The organism is Streptomyces sp. NPDC032198 (assembly GCF_040636975.1).
GTDB lineage: Bacteria > Actinomycetota > Actinomycetes > Streptomycetales > Streptomycetaceae > Streptomyces.
On the sequence record NZ_JBEZVL010000006.1, the window covers coordinates 55,521 to 73,459 of the forward strand.

Genomic DNA, 17,939 nt, shown 5'->3' on the forward strand with positions numbered 1-17,939 from the left:
GGGGGCCGGCTACGGCGTCCGGCGTACGGAGCGTCCCGCGAGGACGTCTGTGCGTCGCCCGTCCTCCATCACGAACTTGCCGTCGATCAGGACGTGCGGGATGCCCGTGGGGAGGGTGCGGGGAGCGTCGAAGGTGGAGCCCGCCGCGACCGTCTCCGGGTCGAAGAGGACCAGGTCGGCGCGGTAGCCCTCGCGGACGATGCCCCGGTCGGGCAGGCGCAGGCGGGCCGCCGGGCGCCCGGTGAGGTGGGCGACGCATTCTTCGAGGGTGAGGACGCCGAGGTCACGGACGTAGCGGCCGAGGTACTGCGGGAACGTGCCGTACGCGCGCGGGTGCGGCTTGAAGCCCTGGAGGATGCCGTCGCTGCCGCCGGTGTGCACGGGGTGCTGCATGATCGCCTGGACGTTCTCCTCGTGCCCCACGTGCTGGAGGATCGTCGACCCCAGCCTGTCGTTGATGAGCAGGCGGCGTGCGGTGATCCAGGGATCCTCGCCGCGCTGCTCGGCGGACTGGGCCACGGTCTTGCCGACGCAGGACGCGAGGCCGGGGTCGCTCACACCCGAGATCTCGATCTTGTCCCACTCGATCGGTACGCCGTGACAGCCGTCGGCGCCGATGACCTCCATGTGATGCCGGATCTTCTCCGCCACCTCGTCGTCCTGGAGCCGGGCGACGATCGCGTCGGGCCCGCCCTCGCTGGCCCAGCTCGGCAGCATGGCGACCAGGGTCGTGCAGCCGGGGGTGTAGGGGTACGTGTCGAGGGTGATGTCCGCGCCGGTCGCGAGCGCGTCGTCGAGGAGCGCGAGCAGGTCGGGCGCCTTGCCCTTGTTCACGCCGAAGTTCATGGTGGCGTGGGCGAGGTGGAGGGGACAGTTCGCGGTACGCGTGAGGTTGACCATCTCCTCGTACGCCTGGAGGGCGCCGGCGCCGTAACTGCGGTGGTGGGGGCAGTAGTAGCCGTTGTACTGGGCCACCACCTTGCAGAGCTCGGTGAGTTCGGAGTCGTCGGCGTACATGCCGGGGGTGTAGGTGAGGCCCGAGGACATCCCGACGGCGCCCTGCTCCATGCCCTCCGCGACGAGCTGCTTCATGCGCTCGACCTCGGCGGGGGTTGCCGGGCGGTCGTCCCAGCCGACCGCGTACATCCGGACGGTGCCCTGCGGGATGAGGTAGGCCGCGTTCACGGCCGTGCCCTGCCGGTCCAGGCGGTCCAGGTACTCGCCGACCGTGCGCCAGTCGAAGTCGATGTCGCTTCCGTCGCCGTTCCAGCCGGTGATGGCCTGGCGGACCTGGGCGAGGGTGCGGTCGTCCACGGGGGCGTAGCTCAGCCCGTCCTGGCCGATGACCTCCAGGGTGACGCCCTGGGCGGCCTTCGCGCTGTGGTCCGGGTCGCGGAGGAGGGCGAGGTCGCTGTGGGCGTGCATGTCGATGAAGCCGGGCGCCAGCGCCAGGCCTTGGGCGTCGACTGTGCGGGCCCCCGTGGGGCGGGGGCCCGCCTCCCCCTCCCGGTGGATCTGGGCGATCCTGCCCTCGTGTACGCCGATGTCGGCTCGGTACGAGGCACCTCCGGTGCCGTCGACGACGCGTGCGTCCCGGATGACCAGGTCCATGGGGGTGCCTCTCCCTCTTCGGGTGCGGGTCGTGCGTGGTGCCCCGGCCTTCGGCCGGGATGTCGTTCCCACCCGCACCACCCGTGCGGCTCGCGTCGTCGGGTGCGGGTGGCCCTGGCGGGGGCCGGCCGCCGTTGGCGACTGACCCTTGGGGGGGGCGATGGTCTTGGCTTGGTGGCCCGCTCCCTGGACTGCGGGGTAATCGGGTGGGTGGGTGGGAGACATCCGTCGCGGAGCGGCGGTCCTGCTTGTTCGCCCACCCGGTACCGCGGGGTGATCGGGCCCCAGAGGCCCAGGAGCCAGAAAAGATCAGAAATAGGTGCGGATGTAATCCGTGACCGTTCCGTCCGCCTCGACCAGAGGAATCAGCTGCCACTTGTCGAAGGACGTGCAGGGGTGCGAGAGCCCCAGGCCCACCCAGTCGCCCACGGCAAGATCCGCGTCGGAGGTCGTCCGGACCCACCCGTGCTGATCGGAGAGGCCCGTCACCGTGACGCCCGTCGCGGGCCGGTCCACCCCGCCCCGGTGGACGACCTGCGCCTCGGGCAGGTCGATGTCGTACGCCGCATCCCGCTTGCCCGCGTTCGTGAACGCCTGCTCCGGCGTGGGCCGGGACACCACCTGCGCCCAGAGGCGGAACGCGGGGTGCAGCGCGCCCTCCTCCGGGACCCGGTTGAACGGCGTCAAGTGACGGTAGTGGCCGTCGTCATGCGAGACGTACGCTCCGGAGCGGAGCAACTTCAGTACTGGCACGGACAGTTCGGGGATCTGAGCGAAGACATCCGCCACCGCGTCGAACCAGGCGCTGCCACCCGCGCTGACGACGATCTCGTCCAGATCCGCGAACCGGTTCGCCTTGTCGAACTCCACGGCGAGCGAGGTGAGCCGGCCCAGCCAGGCCCGTACCCGCTCGGGAGTCGCGTCCGGCACCTCGCCCTCGTACCCGGCGACACCCACCAGACGCAGCGTGTCCGCCGCCGCGACCGCGTTGGCGATCTCGACGCACTCGCTCTCCGTACGCACACCGGTGCGCGCCCCGTCACCCGCGCCGAGCTCCACCACGACGTCGACGGGACGCGTCGCGTCCGCCGCGCGCAGAGCGGCGTCCATCAGGGCGACGCCGGGCACGGAGTCGACGTAGCAGACGAAGCGGAAGGAGGGGTCGGCGTCCAGCTCGCCCGCGATCCAGCGCAGCGCCGCCGCGTCCACCAGCTCGTTGGCGAGGAAGATCCGCTCGATGCCGTAGGCGCGCGCCACCCGCACCTGGTGCGGCACGGCGAGGGTGATGCCCCACGCGCCGTGCTCGAGCTGCCGCGCGAAGAGCTGTGGCGCCATGGACGTCTTGCCGTGCGGGGCGAAGGCGAGGCCGTGCCGCTCGGAGTACGTCTCCATCAGCGCGAGGTTGTGTTCGAGGCGCTCGGCGGAGAGGGCGAGGACGGGGGTGGTGAAGCCGCCCGTGAAGAGGTTCCGGCGCTGGGCCGCGAGCTCGCCGACCGTCAGCCCCTCCGCGTCCGGCGGGAGGCCCTTGAAGCGGTGGTCGACCCGCTCTTCTGCGAGCCGGTCGAGCTCCCGGGCGAGACGTCCGGCGGAGCGGTCGGCTGCGTTGTCGGCGGCCATGGCGCCTCCTCGAAAAGGTGCGTTGCATGATGTGCAACGGTCATTGCGTATGTCGCTTACTGCTGTCTAACATCCGAGCCAACGCCGGGTCAACGGATCCGGGCGGCGGACCAGGACAGCGATCAGGACAGCAAGGGGTTGGAGCGGACGTGTCGAAGGTGACCGCAGACGGAGTGCCGGGCGACGCGAACGGCGTGGACGTCGTCGCGCTCGGCGAGTCCATGGTCACGTTCCTGCCCTCCCGCGCGGGCCGCCTCGCCGACGTCCCCTCCTTCGATCGCGGGATCGGCGGCGCCGAGTCGAACGTCGCCTGCGCGCTCGCCGCGGCCGGGCACCGCACCCGCTGGGTCAGCCGCGTCGGCGCCGACGGATTCGGGGACCACCTCGTCGAGGCGATCGCCCGCTACGGAGTCGACACGCGAGCCGTGCGCCGCGACCCGCACCGCCCCACCGGCATCTACTTCCGCACCGCCGACGACCGCGACACCGATGCCCACGAGGTCCTCTACTACCGCGCGGGCTCCGCGGCATCCGCGATGTCCCCCGACCCGGACAGCGTGGACCACGAGGCGCTCGACTCCGGCCGGATCCTGCACCTCTCCGGCATCACCGCCGCCCTCTCCGCGGACTGCCTCGCCCTCCTGCGCGAACTGACCGCCCCCCGCCCCGGCCGCCCGCTGGTGTCCTTCGACGTGAACCACCGCCCCGGTCTGTGGAGCGGCACGGGCGACGGCGAAGGCCCCCGCGTCCTCCTCGACCTCGCCCGCGGCGCCGACCTCGTCTTCGTCGGCGAGGACGAGGCCGCCGACGCCTGGGGCATCACCGGCGGCCCCGACGCCATCCGCGCCGCGCTCCCCGAGCCGGCGACCCTGGTCGTCAAGCAGGGCAGCAGCGGCGCCACCGTCTTCACGGAAGGACTCGCCGAGGGCGCGCCCTCCGTCTTCCAGCCCGCGCTCAAGGTCGACGTCGTCGCCCCCGTCGGCGCCGGGGACGCGTTCGCCGCCGGGTTCCTCTCCGCCACCCTGCGCGGACTCCCCGCCGAGCGGCGGCTGCGCCACGGCCACCTGATGGCGGCCGCCGCGCTCACCGTCCCCGGCGACCTCGCCACCCCTCCCGCGAGGACGCACACCGATCGTCTTGCCGCACTGGACGCCGAGGCCTGGGGGACACTTCGTCTCGGCCCGGGCTGGACGGACGGCGTCCCCGCGAACACTGAGGCCAAGGAGGAGGCACGTACATGAGCCAGACCGTCGACCGCGCCCTGTCCATCCTGCCGCTGCTCGCCGAAGGACCGGCCGACCTCGGCCAGGTCGCCGAGCGCCTCGAAGTGCACAAGTCCACCGCGCTGCGGCTCCTGCGCACGCTGCACGAACACGGCCTGGTCTACCGCCAGTCCGACCAGCGCTACCGCCTGGGCGCCCGCCTCTTCGCGCTCGCCCAGGAGGCCGTCGAGAACCTCGACGTACGCGAGATCGCGCACCCCCACCTCCTCGCACTGAACGAGAAGTGCGGCCACACCGTGCACCTCGCGGTCTACGAGGAGCAGGAAGTCCTCTACATCGACAAGGTCGAGAGCCGCTACCCGGTGCGGATGTACTCGCGCATCGGGAAGCCGGTGGCGATCACGGTCGCCGCCGTGGCCAAGCTGCTGATCTCCGACTTTCCCGAGGCCGAGCGCCGCGCGATCGCGGAGAAGCTCGACTACCCCACGTACACGTCCCGTTCGACGCCCAACGCCGCCGCGTTCCTCAAGGAGCTGGCGACGGTGCGCGAGCAGGGATGGGCCACCGATCTCGGTGGCCACGAGGAGTCCATCAACTGCATCGGGGCCCCCATCCGCGGTGCGGACGGCCGGGTCGTCGCCGCCATGTCGGTCTCAGCGCCGAATGTCGTCGTCACCGCCGAGGAACTCCTCACGCTGCTCCCACTGGTGCGCCGTACGGCGGACGCCATCAGCCGGGAGTACTCCGGCAAGTCACCCCTCAAGGAAGCCTGAACGACCATGACCGAGAAGACCGCGCTCACCCCGGCCACCCACACCACCCCGCCCGCGAAGTTCTCCCACGGCGTCAAGAAGGGCAACATCCTTCAGGTCGCCGGTCAGGTCGGCTTCCTGCCCGCCGAGGAGGGCAAGGCCCCCACCCCCGCGGGCCCCACCCTGCGCGAGCAGACCCTCCAGACGTTCGCCAATGTCAAGGCGATCCTCGAAGAGGGCGGCGCGACCTGGGACGACGTGATGATGATGCGCGTCTACCTCACGGACGTGGACCACTTCGCCGAGATGAACGAGATCTACAACGCCTACTTCGAGGAGCAGGGCCTCAAGGCCCCCGCCTCGGCCCGCACCACGGTCTACGTGGGCCTGCCCAAGGGGCTGCTCATCGAGATCGACGCGCTCGCCGTCCTGAGCTGACGCAGCCCGTCCCCTGATCCACCCTCCGCAAGCCGCAAGTCTTCACGGCGCGGCGCCCAACTCCCCCCTTCGGGCGCCGCGCCGTGATCCCCCCTGCCCCGAAAGCCCCATGCACTTACGAGGTCAAAGATGTCCCCGTCGTCCCCCTTCGCCGCGCTCGCGGCCGCCGCCCCCGCCGAGGAACCACCCCACACGGGCGGAATCCTCACCCTGATCGACGGCACCGCCGGTCTGCTGACCGTCGCCGCGCTCGGCATCGTGCTGCTCCTCTTCCTGATCATCAAGATCAGGCTGCAGCCCTTCGTGGCGCTGCTCGCGGTCTCCATAGTCGTCGGCCTCTCGGCCGGCCTCTCCGTCACCGAACTCTTCGGCACGGTCCAGAAGTCCGACGCGGTCTCGGTCATCGAGTCCGGCATGGGCGGCATCCTCGGCCATGTGGCGATCATCATCGGCCTCGGTACGATGCTCGGCGCGATCCTCGAAGTCTCGGGCGGCGCAGAGGTGTTGGCCTCCCGCCTGCTCGGCCTCTTCGGTGAGAAGCGCGCCCCCCTCGCCATGGGCCTGACGGGCCTCATCTTCGGCATCCCGGTCTTCTTCGACGTCGGCATCTTCGTCCTCGCGCCGATCGTGTACGCCGCCGCCAAGCGCTCCGGCAAGTCGATCCTGCTGTACTGCCTGCCCCTGCTGGCCGGCCTGTCGATGACCCACGCGTTCCTGCCCCCGCACCCCGGCCCGGTGGCCGCGGCCGGTCTGCTCCACGTGGACCTCGGCTGGGTCATCCTGATGGGCATCATCTGCGGCATCCCCGCCGTCATCGCCGCCTGGGTCTACTCCGCCTGGATCGGCAAGCGCATCTTCGTGCCCGTCCCGCAGGACATGGTCGAGGCCGCCGACGAGGCGCGCCAGGCCGTCGTCGCCGAGCAGCGTGCGGCCGGAGTCGAGCCGCGCGAGAAGCCGGTGCCGCTGGGCATGGTCTTCGCGATCATCGGAACGCCGCTGTTCCTGATCCTCCTCGCGACCTTCTCGTCGATCGCCTTCGACCCCTCGACCCTCCGCTCGGTGATCGAGTTCTTCGGCAGCCCCTTCGTGGCCCTGACGATCGCCCTGCTCATGGCGTACTACCTGCTGGGCATCCGGCGCGGCTGGTCCCGCAAGTCCCTGGAGACGGTGTCGACCTCGTCCCTCAAGCCGGTCGGCAACATCCTCCTGGTGGTCGGCGCCGGCGGCATCTTCGGCGCGGTCCTCAAGGCGAGCGGTGTGGCCAAGGCCCTCTCGGACACCTTCCAGGACGTGGGCCTGCCGATCATCGTCCTCGCCTACCTGCTCTCCCTGGTGCTTCGCGTCGCCCAGGGCTCGGCGACGGTGGCGATCGTGACGACGGCGGGCATCGTGGCCCCCCTCCTCGCCGAGGGCGACCACTCGCAGGCGTTCGTCGCCCTGGTCATCATGGCGATCTCGGCGGGCTCGATCTTCGCCTCGCACGTCAATGACGGCGGCTTCTGGATGGTGGCGAAGTACTTCGGCATCTCGGAACGGGACACGCTCAAGACGTGGACGGTCCTGGAGTCGGTGCTTTCGGTGGCCGGATTCGCGGTGGCGGCCGTGGTCAGCCTGTTCGTCTAGCGGCTCTGCGATACATCCGGATCTGCCGTACATGAGGGCGCCCCGGCCGCTGCGGCCGAGGGCGCCCTTGTGCGTGGAGGCTGGTGCGGGCGCCTCAACTCGTGCAGTACTGGCCCTCCTTCCCGATCGACCGGTACATGCAGTCCGCGTTCTCCAGGAGCTGCAGCACCGCGTCCCGGTTGCGTGACGTCTCGCGCTCGATCACCTCGTCGGGCGGGTAGAAGCCGCCGCCGCCCGATCTCGGGTACATCTCGAAGGTGTAGCTGAAGATCTTCTGGTTGCCCCACAGCCAGTCGTCGATCGTGCCGTCCGTGATGTAGAGGTCACTGGACTGCTCGGGGGTGTAGCCGTTGCTCGCGGCCATCTTGGTGCCGACGGCCGCGTGTGCGTCGCGGTCGTCCTTGGTCAGGCCGGGGGCCGTGTCGTTGTACGTGAAGCCGTAGGGCCACAGGACCAGTTCGCTGTACGTGTGGAAGTCGATGCCGGCCTTGATCTGCTGCTTGCCGCCGACGATCCGGCTGCGCACGAAGTCCGCGACGACCTTCACCTCGGGGGCGGACTCGCCCGCCTTGCCACGGTACGTCTCCGAGCCGGTGGAGCCCGAAGAGCCGCCGCAGCAGCCCCACTTGTAGTTCCAGTTGCGGTTCAGGTCGGTGCCGACGTTCGACGAACCGCTGTTGGGCTGGCGGTTCTTGCGCCAGCTGCGGTAGGAGCCGGTCGCGATGTCGTACTCGCCGCCGTCCGGGTTCATGTCCGGCACGATCCAGATCTCGCGCTCGTCGACCATCTTCTTGATGCGCGCGTCCGTGCCGTAGTCGTCGCCGAGCTCGCGCAGCAGGTACAGCGCCATCTCGACGGTCAGGTGCTCGCGGGCGTGCTGGTGGTGGGTGAAGAGGACCTCGGGCTCGGCCTCGTCGGTGCCGACGTTGTCGCTGACCTTGATGGCGATGATGTCCCGGCCCGAGTAGGACTTGCCGATGACCTTCTTGCTCATCAGGGTCGGATGGGCCGCGATGCGCTGATCGATCTCCGCGTTCATCTCGGCGTAGTTGTGGTACTTCGCGTCGGCGGGCGGGAAGTCCTTGGCCTCCACCGGTTCGCCGTTCGTACGCTTCGGCGGTCCGGCCAGGGCCTTGAGCTCGTAGCCGGAGTCCCGGAGCCCGGCCGCCTCGCGGCCGTCGGCCGAGACGACCACCGAGCGGGCGTCGACCTCGTCGATGGCGACGCCGGTGCGGGCGAGCGCGGTGCGCGCGGCGCGGTTGTCGCCGAGCTGGATCTCGTACTGGCGCGTTTCGTTGTCGTCCGCCGCCGTGTCGCGCGCGGCGGTCCGGTCGGCGGAGTCGGGTGAGGCGTTGGCGGTGATGGGCGCCGCCACGGCGAGGGCGAGAAGGACCGCTATGGCGGTGGATCTCCTGCCGCGTATGCGAAGTCGCATGAAGTCTCCTGGGGGGTGGGGGGTGGTCCAGTGCGACGCGTGCGGTGCGAGGTGCGAAGTGCGGGTTGCGCGATGCGGGTTACGCGGTGCGGGTTGCGCGGCCCCATCGTCGAGTTCTGGCATGCTCCGGTCAACACTGTCTTCGGCCAACGCTGTCTTCGGCCAACCCCTTGTGTCACGCGCGCCCATGCGGTTTCTTGATCGGCATGGCTGAAACGACAGGCAGTGGCACTGCCACGGGAGATGCGGCTCCCCGCCTCCGCAAGGCGAGCTGGAAGTACGTCGGTCCCGGCATCGTCGTCGCCGCGACCGGCGTCGGCGCGGGCGACCTGGTCGCGACGCTCATCGCGGGCAGTAAATTCGGCTACACGCTCATGTGGGCCGCAGTCATCGGCTGTCTGGTGAAGATCTCGCTCGCCGAGGCGACGGGCCGCTGGCACCTCGCCACCGGACGCACCCTGTTCGAGGGCTGGCGCAGCCTCGGCCAGTGGACCACCTGGTACTTCGCGATCTACGTCGTCATCTGGGGCTTTGTCTACGGCGCCACGGCGATGTCGTCGAGCGCCCTGCCGCTCGTCGCGCTCTTCCCGGACGGTCCGAGCCTGAAGGCCTGGGCGATCCTCTGCGGCCTGCTCGGGCTCGCCTTCGTCTGGTTCAATCGGTACGCCGTCTTCGAGAAGGTCATGACGGTCGTCATCGGGATGAAGTTCCTGATCGTCGTGTACGTCGCCATCCGCGTCGCCCCCGACCTCGGCAACGCCTTCGCGGGCCTCGCGCCGGTGCTCCCCGACGGTTCGCTGCTCTACACGCTCGGTCTGATCGGCGGTGTCGGCGGCACCATCACCATGGCCGCGTACGGGTACTGGGTGAACTCCAAGGGCTGGACCGACATCAGCTGGCTCAAGGTCATGCGGCTCGACAACCGCGTCGCCTACATCACCACCGGCATCTTCGTCGTCGCGATGATGATCATCGGTGCCGAGCTCCTGCACTCCACGAACATCGCCCTCACCTCCGGTGACCGGGGCCTCATCGACCTCGGCAACGTTCTGGAGGACAAGTTCGGCGCGGTCACCGCGAACCTCTTCCTGATCGGCTTCTTCGCCACGTCCTTCGGGGCCCTGATGGGCGTGTGGCACGGCGTGAGCCTGATGTTCGCGGACTTCGTGGAGCGGCTGCGGCGCGAGCGCGCCGGAGCTGGTGCCTCCGATGCCGAGGCGGTCGCCGAAGGCGGTGACGACATGGTCAAGGAGGTCGCGGCGGGCCACCGGGAGAAGTCGGTGCCGTTCCGGGCGTATCTGCTGTGGCTCACCTTCCCGCCGATGGGCCTGCTCTTCCTGGACCAGCCGTTCGGCCTGGTCGTCGCCTATGGAGTGCTCGGCGCGTTCTTCATGCCGTTCCTCGCGCTCACGCTGCTCTGGTTGCTCAACTCCTCGCGCACACCGAAGGAGTGGCGCAACGGCATGCTGAGCAACGGAATGCTCGCGGCGGCCGGTCTGCTCTTCCTCGTCCTGTGCGTGCAGCAGGTGCGCGACCTTCCCTGGTAGCTCTAGCTCCCGCACCTGCTGCAGGTGTGAGGGGCCGGCCGCCGGTTACGGCAGTCCGTGGACGTGCGGCCCGACCGCCTTGGACCAGGAACTTCCGTTACCGGTATCCCAGTTGGTCGACCAGGTCATCGCGCCCCGGATGTCCGGGTACGTCTTGGACGGCTTGAAGGAGCCGCAACTGGTTCCCGTCGCCAAGCAGTCGAGGGCCTGGTTCACGACGGACGGCGAGACATAGCCGCCGCCCGCGGCCTTCGCCGATGCCGGTACGCCTATGCCGACCTGCGACGGGGCGAGACCGCCCTCCAGCTGGATGCAGGCGAGTGCGGTGAGGAAGTCGACCGAGCCCTGGCGGTAGACCTTGCCGTCACAGCCCAGCATCGAACCACTGTTGTAGTACTGCATGTTGACGACCGTGAGGATGTCCTTCACCGCGAGCGCCGTCTTGAAGTACTCGTTCGACGTCGACTGCATGTCGATCGTCTGCGGCGCCATGGTCAGCACGAATCCCGAACCGGCTTTCCCGGCAAGGGACTTCAGGGCCTGCGACATGTACGTCGAGTTGAGCCCGTTCTCCAGGTCGATGTCGACGCCGTCGAAGCCGTACTCCTGCATGAGTCCGTACGCCGAGTCCGCGAAGGCCGTCGCGGACGCGGAGTCGCTGACCGCCACCGCGCCCTTCTCGCCCCCGACCGAGAGGATCACGGACTTGCCGGCTGCCTGCTTGGCCTTGATGTCGGCCTTGAACTGGTCGACGGTGTACCCGCCGAGCCCGGCCGAGTCCAGGGTGAACGCCAGCTCGCCCGGCGTGGCGGTCGCGTCCGCGAACGAGACCGCGATGATGTCGTATTCATCCTGCACGTCGCCCAGCTTCTGGACCGTGGCGCCGTTGTCGAAGTTCTGCCAGTAGCCGGTCACCGCGTGCTTCGGCACGGCGCGGGTGCCGGCGGTGGCGTCGTCGGCGCCGCCGGTGAGCAGGCCGGTGAGCGCGAGGGCGAGTGCCGTGGTCAGACCGATGACAGACCCTGCCTTCCTGCGTGTCCTGCGTGCCCTGCGTGTTTTGGCGCGTGCGTCGTCCACTTCTGCCTCCGGTGGGGGGAGTTGGGGCATGCGGAGAGCTCTCGATGGGTCGTGCTGCCTGGTCCAGTGGTCGTACAAGCTGGTCCAGACCAATTGACTTGTCAAGACCTCTGGCGCCACCCGGACCCCGCCAGTCCGGCCCACCTCAATGTGAACAGTGGGAAGTTGGGTGTTGAGGTGGCGCTGACCTGGATAAGGTGCTGAGGCAGAAGTGCTTGAAGACCGGGGGTGCGCGCATGCCGACCGCCATAGCCGTCACCGGCCCTGACCTGGTGCTGCCGTCGCCCGACCGGCACACCCCGTCGGCGGCCGTCCTGCAGAGTGCGGTCCAGTCACCACGTACGTACTCCCTGGACCAGGCGCTCACCGAGATGCACACGCTCATCGAGCACCACGGCTATGTGATCGTCCTCTGCCCCGCCTCCGCGCCGCCCGCCCTCGTCCAGCGCATGCACGCGATCCGCTCCGTTCTGGAGAGCGACCGCATCGCGATCCTCCGCCCGGACCTGCCGCCGCTCGGCCTCGCGGTCCTCGCGCTGCAGCTCCGCCAGCTGTCGATCTGCGACTTCAGCCCCGGCGTCCTCGCCTCGGCGGCCCGGCTCCTGTCCCACTACATCTACGCGGGCGCGCTGCTCGGCTCGGTGGCGAAGCTGGACCGGGTCCCGGTCACGCTGCAGTCGCACGCCAAGTCATGGGTGCCGGGCGCCCAGTTCGCCGTCCTCGCCACGCCGCGCCCCGAGCTGATCAAGGTCACGGGGGACGCGACGCTGCCGGGCCCCGGCTTCGGGACGAAGCTGCTGTACGCCACCGGGCAGCTGGGGTCCGACTGGGTCACCGGGACGCTCGCGCCGGCCTGGCGGTCCCAGGAGGTGTCGGAGGCGCGCCTGCCGGGGGAGTCCGCGCGCTGGTGGGCGACGGGCAAGATCGTCGAGTTCGCCGCGGCGATCCCCGACATCTCCGTGCTCTACCAACTGGTGTCGTCCGTCCGGCGGGACGACTGCCACTGGTGCGGTCTCGAACTCATCGGCGACCGCTGCGGCTTCTGCGCCGCGCCACTCCTGCCGCCTCCCGAACGCTCCGCGCCCGCCGCGGCCCCGGGTCCGGCCCGGGTGCTGCGGGCGCTGCCGAGAGGCGCGACGTAGGACCGGGCCAGCGCCCTCGTCGTACGCACCTGCTCGCACTCGCTCCGACCTGCACCTACCTGCTCGCCCCTGAAGTGAACTGAATCGAACGCGCGCCACTCCGCTCACTGTCCGTAGCCGCCCGCACCCGATCGAGGTAGTCCGGTCCATGAACTCACGCCAGCGCCGCGGCGTCATCCTGCTGGTCCTGTCGGTCCTGGCCGCGTTCGGCGCGTTCGCGGGCGTCCTCTCGCTGATCCGGGACGTGAACTCGAAGGTGGGGCCGGAGGTGACCGCGTACAAGCTCAAGGGGGACATCGCCCCCTACAAGGAGCTCAGCGCGGACCAGTTCGAGAAGGTCGAGATGCCGGAGCGGTGGCTCTCGGACAACGCGGTCACCGACCTCCGCCAGGTCCGCGGCAAGATCGCGGTGACCGAGCTGCGCAAGGGGTCGCTTCTCCAGACGGACATGATCGTCAATCGTCCTGAACTGGAGCCGGGGCAGCAGGAGATCGCCATCATGATCGACGCGGCGACGGGCGTCGCGGGCAAGATCACGCCGGGCTCGACGGTCAACATCTACGCCACCTTCAAGGCCGAGACCGACAAGGCCAAGGACCAGTCGAAGGTCATCGTCGAGTCCGCGAAGGTGATCGACGTGGGCAAGCTGACGGCGCTCGACCCGGACCAGGACGACCGCGGCGGCAATCGCCGTCGTACGGCGACCGAGGCGGTGCCGATCACGTTCGCGCTCGACACGGCGAACGCGCAGCGCGTCGCGTACGCGGAGTCGTTCGCCACGCATGTGCGGCTCGCCCTGGTCGGACAGGGCGGGGACAGCACGATTCCGCGGGGCGACCGCACTTACACACTCGACGAGGACAAGTAGGGGGCCTGCGGATGTGCTGCACGTCTGAACCGCCGCTTCTCGCTCCCGCCGCGGGCGGCCGTCCGGGGCCGCCGACGCGCGGCGGATTCCTTGCTCCCGCGGTGGGCGGCAGCCCTGGGCCGCTGCTGCCCGGCGGATCTCTCCCCCTCGCCCACCCGATCTCCCGACGGGGTGACGCATGACGACCCGCATCCTCCCCGCCGTAGGGGACCTGGAGGCCGCCCGCGCGCTCTCGACACTCGTCGGGCAGCTTCCGGACGCCGAACCCGCTCTCCCCGTCGCGGACTCCACCGCACTGCTCGACACCCTGGCGAGGCTCGCCGCCGAGTCGCTGGACGAGCTGCCCGAAGTCGTCCTCATCCACGAGCGCATCGGCCCCGTACCCGCCCTGGACCTGATCCGCGACCTCGTCCTCCGCTTCCCGGCGGTCGGCGTCGTCCTGATCACCGCCGACACGAGCCCGGCCCTGCTGACCGCCGCGATGGACTCCGGCGCGCGCGGCATCGTCGGTTTCCCCCTCGCCTACGACCCACTCGCCGAGCGGGTGCACGCGGCGGCCTCCTGGTCCGCCGGGATGCGCAGGCACCTGGGCAGCGCGGGCATGGAGCTCTACGCCGGCCCGGGGGAGACCCCGGGCGGCGGCCACGTCGTGGCGGTGAGCGGGGCCAAGGGTGGCGTGGGCGCGACCCTCGCCACCGTCCAACTCGCCCTGGCGGCACAGGCGTCCGGCCGTACTGTCGCCCTCCTCGACCTGGACCTGCAGGCCGGCGACGTCTCCTCGTACCTGGACGTCCAGTTCCGCCGCTCCATCGCCGACCTCGCGTCGATCACCGACATCACGCCCCGCGTCCTCCAGGACGCCGTCTACACCCACGAGACCGGCATCGGCCTCCTCCTGGCCCCCAGCGAGGGCGAACGGGGCGAGGAGATCACCGACCGGGTGGCCCGCCAGACGCTCAGCGCCCTGCGCAGCCGCTACGACGTCGTGCTGGTCGACTGCGGGACGTACGTCACCGGGGCGAGCGCCGCCGCCATCGAACTCGCCGACCAGGCGATCCTCCTCGTCACCCCGGACGTCGTCTCCGTACGCGCCGCCAAGCGCATGGTGCGCCTGTGGGACCGGCTCCAGATCCGCAAGGCGGAGGAGACCCTCACCGTCGTCAACCGCCACGGCAAGGGCTCGGACATCCAGCCCTCCCTGGTGGAACGGGTGACGGGAACGAAGGTGGCCCGTACGACTATCCCCGCGAACTTCAAGGAGCTGCAGGGCGCGGTCGACGCGGGCCGCATGCAGGACCTGGACAGCAAGTCCACGGTGAAGCAGGCCCTGTGGGCGCTGGCGGGCGAGCTGGGCCTGGTGGATCCCGAGGCGGCGTCCGGCACCACCAAGCGGGGCGCGCTGAACCTCCGCAAGCGCGTCGGCGGCGACCGGGGCGCGGTCACCCTGGAATTCGCCGGGATGTTCCCGTTGCTGCTCGCCGTGATGGGCCTCCTGTGGCAGTGCGCGCTGTACGGCTACACGTTCTCCCTCGCGGGCAACGCGGCCGACGAGGCGGCGCGGGCGGCGACGGCCGCGTACGCCGTGGGCGAGGGCGGGGCGGCGGCGTGCGAGGCCGCCGCGAAGGAGCATCTGCCGTCGGCGTGGCAGGGCGCGGACGTGGCCTGCACGGACGAGGGGACGGTCTGGAAGGCCCACGTGGACGCGGACGTCCCGCTGTTCTTCCCCGGGATCGACGCGGGGTGGAACGTGAGCGGGGAGGCGGGAGCGGCGAAGGAGGGTGAGGACGGTGAGGGGTGACCCCGCAGCCTTGCCCACCGTCGATCACCGGCTCCGCCGAGTTCGTCCTCAAACGCCGGACGGGCTGGATCGTCCCCGTCGCCCTCGAGGTCCGAACAGGCGGCAGGGTCCACACAGGAAGCACGCCTTCGACGACCGAGGCGTATCCATGCTGGAGTTCGCCGGCTTCCTCCCCATCCTGCTCCTCATCGGCCTGGCCACCATCCAGCTGGGCCTCGTCGGCTACGCCGTCAACCAGGCGGGATCAGGCGCCCGTGCGGCGGCCCGCGTCGCCTCACAGGGCGAGGGTGGCGAGGCCGCGGGCATGGCGGCGATGGACGGCAGCCTCGACGCCCAGGTCGCCATCAGCGGCGGCGGCGCCACGACGACGGCGGACGTCACCGTCCAGGTCCCCACGCTCCTGCCCTTCGTGGACGCCGGCTGGTCCGTCACGAAGTCGGCCACGATGCCCAACGACGAAGACGAAGAGGGGAGCTGAGAGAAGCAGATGAGCCTCCGCGACCGCGTGGCGACCGCGCACGACCACGGCAAGGACAGCGGCCCCAGCCGCGACGACAGCCTCGTGGCCGTCTACCGCTCCAAGCTCCTGGAAGAGATCGACCTCGCCGAGATGTCGTCCCTGACGGCGGCCGACCGCCGCGTCCGCCTCGAACGCGTCATGGGCCACATCATCAGCCGCGAAGGCCCCGTCCTCTCGACCTCCGAGCGCTCCCAGCTCATCCGCCGCGTGGTGGACGAGGCCCTCGGACTCGGCGTACTCGAACCGCTCCTCGCCGATGCCTCCATCACGGAAATCATGGTGAACGGCCCGGACTCGATCTTCGTGGAGCGGGCGGGACGCGTCGAACAGCTCCCCCTCCGCTTCGCCTCGAACGACCAGCTCATGCAGACCATCGAACGCATCGTCTCCACGGTCAACCGCCGCGTCGACGAGTCGAACCCGATGGTCGACGCCCGCCTCCCCACCGGCGAGCGAGTCAACGTGATCATCCCGCCCCTGGCCCTCACCGGCCCGACCCTCACCATTCGCCGCTTCCCCCGCGCGTACACGCTGCACGAGCTCATCGGCCTCGGCTCGCTCGACGAGCACATGCTGCTCCTGCTCTCCGCCTTCGTGCGCGCCCGCTTCAACATCATCGTCAGCGGCGGCACGGGCTCCGGAAAGACGACGCTCCTCAACGCGCTCTCCGGCCTCCTCCCGTCCCACGAACGCATCATCACCATCGAGGACTCGGCGGAACTGCAACTCCAGCAGGACCACGTGATCCGCCTCGAATCCCGCCCCCCGAACGTCGAGGGCAAGGGCCAGATCACCATCCGCGACCTGGTCCGCAACAGCCTCCGTATGCGCCCCGACCGCATCATCGTCGGTGAGGTCCGAGGCGGCGAAACGCTCGACATGCTGCAAGCCATGTCGACGGGCCACGACGGCTCCCTCGCCACGGTCCACGCGAACACGGCGGAGGACGCCCTGATGCGCCTGCAGACCCTCGGCTCGATGTCGGAGGTCCAGATCCCCTTCGAGGCACTGAAGGACCAGATCAACTCGGCGGTCGACGTGGTCGTCCAGCTCGCCCGGCACGCGGACGGCTCCCGCAAGATCGCCGAGATCGTCCTGCTCGTCTCGCACGGCCGCGAACAGTTCCGCATCGCCCCGGCGACCCGCTTCGTGCCGCACCAGCCGGGCAGCGGCGGCCTGGACCGCCGCGTGCACGGTTACTTCGAGCACCTGCCGCTGCCGCGCTCCGTCGCCGACCGGCTGTACGTGGCGGGCGAACCGGTGCCGCCCGGCTTCGGCGTGGCCCAGGCCATCGACGTACTGAACACGAGAGAGGCGATGGGCTGATGGAGAACCAGGCCGCCCTCCTGGCCCTCGGCGCCACGATCCTGACCGGCACGCTCGCCGTCGCGGGAATCCAGGCGTACGCGTCGGGCCGTGCCCAGCGCCAGGCGCTGGTCGACCGTCTGTCGATCGGCCCCGGCACGGGCGACACCGGCGGTCGCGGCCGGCGCTTCTCGTCCGTGGACCGCCGCCTGCGCCGCACCCGCCTCGGCCGCGCCATCCACCTGCGCCTGTCGGCGACGGGACTCGACCTGACGGCAGGCGAGTTCTTCGTCTACGTCGTGGCGGTCGTCGCCGCGCTCTGGCTGATGGCGGCGGCCACCCTGGCCCCCTTCTTCGGCCCGATCGCGGGCATCGTGGCGGTCTGGAGCGCGGTGGTGTTCCTCAACTGGCAACGCCAGAAGCGCATCGAGGCCTTCATCAACCAACTCCCCGACGTGGCACGCATCCTGGCGAACGCGACGGCGGCCGGCCTGGCGCTGCGTACGTCACTGGCGATGGCGGCGGAGGAGCTGGAGGCCCCGGCGGGCGAGGAACTGTCCATGGTGGCCGACCAGTTGACGCTGGGCAGATCGATCGACGACACGCTGGGCGAACTGGCGGCACGCCTGCCGTCGCGCGAACTCATAGTGCTCGTCACGACCCTGGTCCTCTCCAACAAGGCGGGCGGTTCGGTGGTGAACTCCCTTAGAAACCTCACGCAGACCCTGGAGGACCGCAAGGAGACCCGCCGGGAGGTGCGCACCATGCTCTCGGAAGTCCACGCGACGGCGTTCACGGTGCCGCTCCTGGGACTCGGCTCGCTGCTGCTCATCAACTCCTCCAACGAGGGGGCGCTGGCCCGCGTGACAGGTTCACCGATGGGCCAGACGCTGATCCTGATCGCGCTGGGCCTGTACGCCGTGGGCTTCTTCGTGATCAGGCGCCTCGGCAAGATCGAAGTGTAGGGAGCGGGACGTGTTCGG

At 70.2% G+C, this 17,939-nt stretch carries 15 protein-coding genes; 11 read left to right on the forward strand and 4 right to left on the reverse strand.

Going from position 1 to position 17,939, the window contains the following annotated elements; translation table 11 throughout:
• Window positions 1-9: 9 nt before the first annotated feature.
• Window positions 10-1,611: a D-aminoacylase gene (locus AB0E78_RS17005; RefSeq protein WP_361832931.1), complete on the reverse strand. Its 1,602-nt coding sequence runs from the start codon at window positions 1,609-1,611 to the stop codon at window positions 10-12.
• A 309-nt stretch (window positions 1,612-1,920) separates the two neighbouring features.
• On the reverse strand, window positions 1,921-3,228 hold the full coding sequence (locus tag AB0E78_RS17010) for an amino acid deaminase (protein ID WP_361832933.1): 1,308 nt from the start codon (window positions 3,226-3,228) through the stop codon (window positions 1,921-1,923).
• A 158-nt stretch (window positions 3,229-3,386) separates the two neighbouring features.
• Between AB0E78_RS17010 and AB0E78_RS17015 the strand changes: the two genes are divergently transcribed.
• From AB0E78_RS17015 to AB0E78_RS17030, 4 genes are all read left to right on the forward strand, one after another.
• Window positions 3,387-4,469 carry a sugar kinase gene (locus tag AB0E78_RS17015; protein WP_361833773.1) on the forward strand — a complete coding sequence of 361 codons (1,083 nt, stop codon included), beginning with the start codon at window positions 3,387-3,389 and terminating at the stop codon, window positions 4,467-4,469.
• On the forward strand, window positions 4,466-5,224 hold the full coding sequence (locus AB0E78_RS17020; RefSeq protein WP_361832935.1) for an IclR family transcriptional regulator: 759 nt from the start codon (window positions 4,466-4,468) through the stop codon (window positions 5,222-5,224). Before AB0E78_RS17015 ends, AB0E78_RS17020 begins: the two co-directional genes overlap by 4 nt.
• A 6-nt stretch (window positions 5,225-5,230) precedes the next feature.
• Window positions 5,231-5,641 carry a RidA family protein gene (locus AB0E78_RS17025; RefSeq protein ID WP_361055398.1) on the forward strand — a complete coding sequence of 137 codons (411 nt, stop codon included), beginning with the start codon at window positions 5,231-5,233 and terminating at the stop codon, window positions 5,639-5,641.
• Window positions 5,642-5,770: 129 nt separating this feature from the next.
• Window positions 5,771-7,264 carry a gluconate:H+ symporter gene (locus tag AB0E78_RS17030; RefSeq protein WP_361832937.1) on the forward strand — a complete coding sequence of 498 codons (1,494 nt, stop codon included), beginning with the start codon at window positions 5,771-5,773 and terminating at the stop codon, window positions 7,262-7,264.
• A gap of 94 nt (window positions 7,265-7,358) precedes the next feature.
• Here the strand turns inward: AB0E78_RS17030 and AB0E78_RS17035 are convergent, their stop codons facing one another.
• Complete coding sequence (locus AB0E78_RS17035; protein WP_361832939.1) at window positions 7,359-8,699, reverse strand: M14 family metallopeptidase; 1,341 nt, start codon at window positions 8,697-8,699, stop codon at window positions 7,359-7,361.
• Between the two features lie 206 nt (window positions 8,700-8,905).
• On the opposite strand from AB0E78_RS17035, the gene AB0E78_RS17040 reads away from it, so the two are divergent.
• On the forward strand, window positions 8,906-10,246 hold the full coding sequence (locus tag AB0E78_RS17040) for an Nramp family divalent metal transporter (RefSeq protein WP_361832941.1): 1,341 nt from the start codon (window positions 8,906-8,908) through the stop codon (window positions 10,244-10,246).
• A 45-nt stretch (window positions 10,247-10,291) separates the two neighbouring features.
• Here the strand turns inward: AB0E78_RS17040 and AB0E78_RS17045 are convergent, their stop codons facing one another.
• Complete coding sequence (locus tag AB0E78_RS17045; protein ID WP_361832943.1) at window positions 10,292-11,323, reverse strand: chitinase; 1,032 nt, start codon at window positions 11,321-11,323, stop codon at window positions 10,292-10,294.
• 236 nt (window positions 11,324-11,559) lie between these two features.
• On the opposite strand from AB0E78_RS17045, the gene AB0E78_RS17050 reads away from it, so the two are divergent.
• The 6 genes from AB0E78_RS17050 (at window position 11,560) to AB0E78_RS17075 (ending at window position 17,921) form a co-directional block, all read left to right on the forward strand.
• The gene (locus tag AB0E78_RS17050; RefSeq protein WP_361832945.1) at window positions 11,560-12,465 is read left to right on the forward strand and encodes a hypothetical protein; all 906 of its coding nucleotides are present in this window, start codon (window positions 11,560-11,562) and stop codon (window positions 12,463-12,465) included.
• Between the two features lie 148 nt (window positions 12,466-12,613).
• Window positions 12,614-13,333, forward strand: coding sequence for a Flp pilus assembly protein CpaB (gene cpaB, locus AB0E78_RS17055; protein ID WP_361832947.1), 720 nt, complete (start codon window positions 12,614-12,616; stop codon window positions 13,331-13,333).
• A gap of 178 nt (window positions 13,334-13,511) precedes the next feature.
• Window positions 13,512-15,131 carry an AAA family ATPase gene (locus tag AB0E78_RS17060; protein WP_361832949.1) on the forward strand — a complete coding sequence of 540 codons (1,620 nt, stop codon included), beginning with the start codon at window positions 13,512-13,514 and terminating at the stop codon, window positions 15,129-15,131.
• Between the two features lie 148 nt (window positions 15,132-15,279).
• The gene (locus AB0E78_RS17065) at window positions 15,280-15,609 is read left to right on the forward strand and encodes a TadE/TadG family type IV pilus assembly protein (RefSeq protein ID WP_361832951.1); all 330 of its coding nucleotides are present in this window, start codon (window positions 15,280-15,282) and stop codon (window positions 15,607-15,609) included.
• A gap of 9 nt (window positions 15,610-15,618) precedes the next feature.
• Window positions 15,619-16,977 (forward strand): CpaF family protein, encoded by a 1,359-nt coding sequence (locus AB0E78_RS17070; protein WP_361832953.1) that lies wholly within the window; start codon window positions 15,619-15,621, stop codon window positions 16,975-16,977.
• Window positions 16,977-17,921 (forward strand): type II secretion system F family protein, encoded by a 945-nt coding sequence (locus AB0E78_RS17075; protein ID WP_361832955.1) that lies wholly within the window; start codon window positions 16,977-16,979, stop codon window positions 17,919-17,921. Before AB0E78_RS17070 ends, AB0E78_RS17075 begins: the two co-directional genes overlap by 1 nt.
• Window positions 17,922-17,939: the final 18 nt, after the last annotated feature.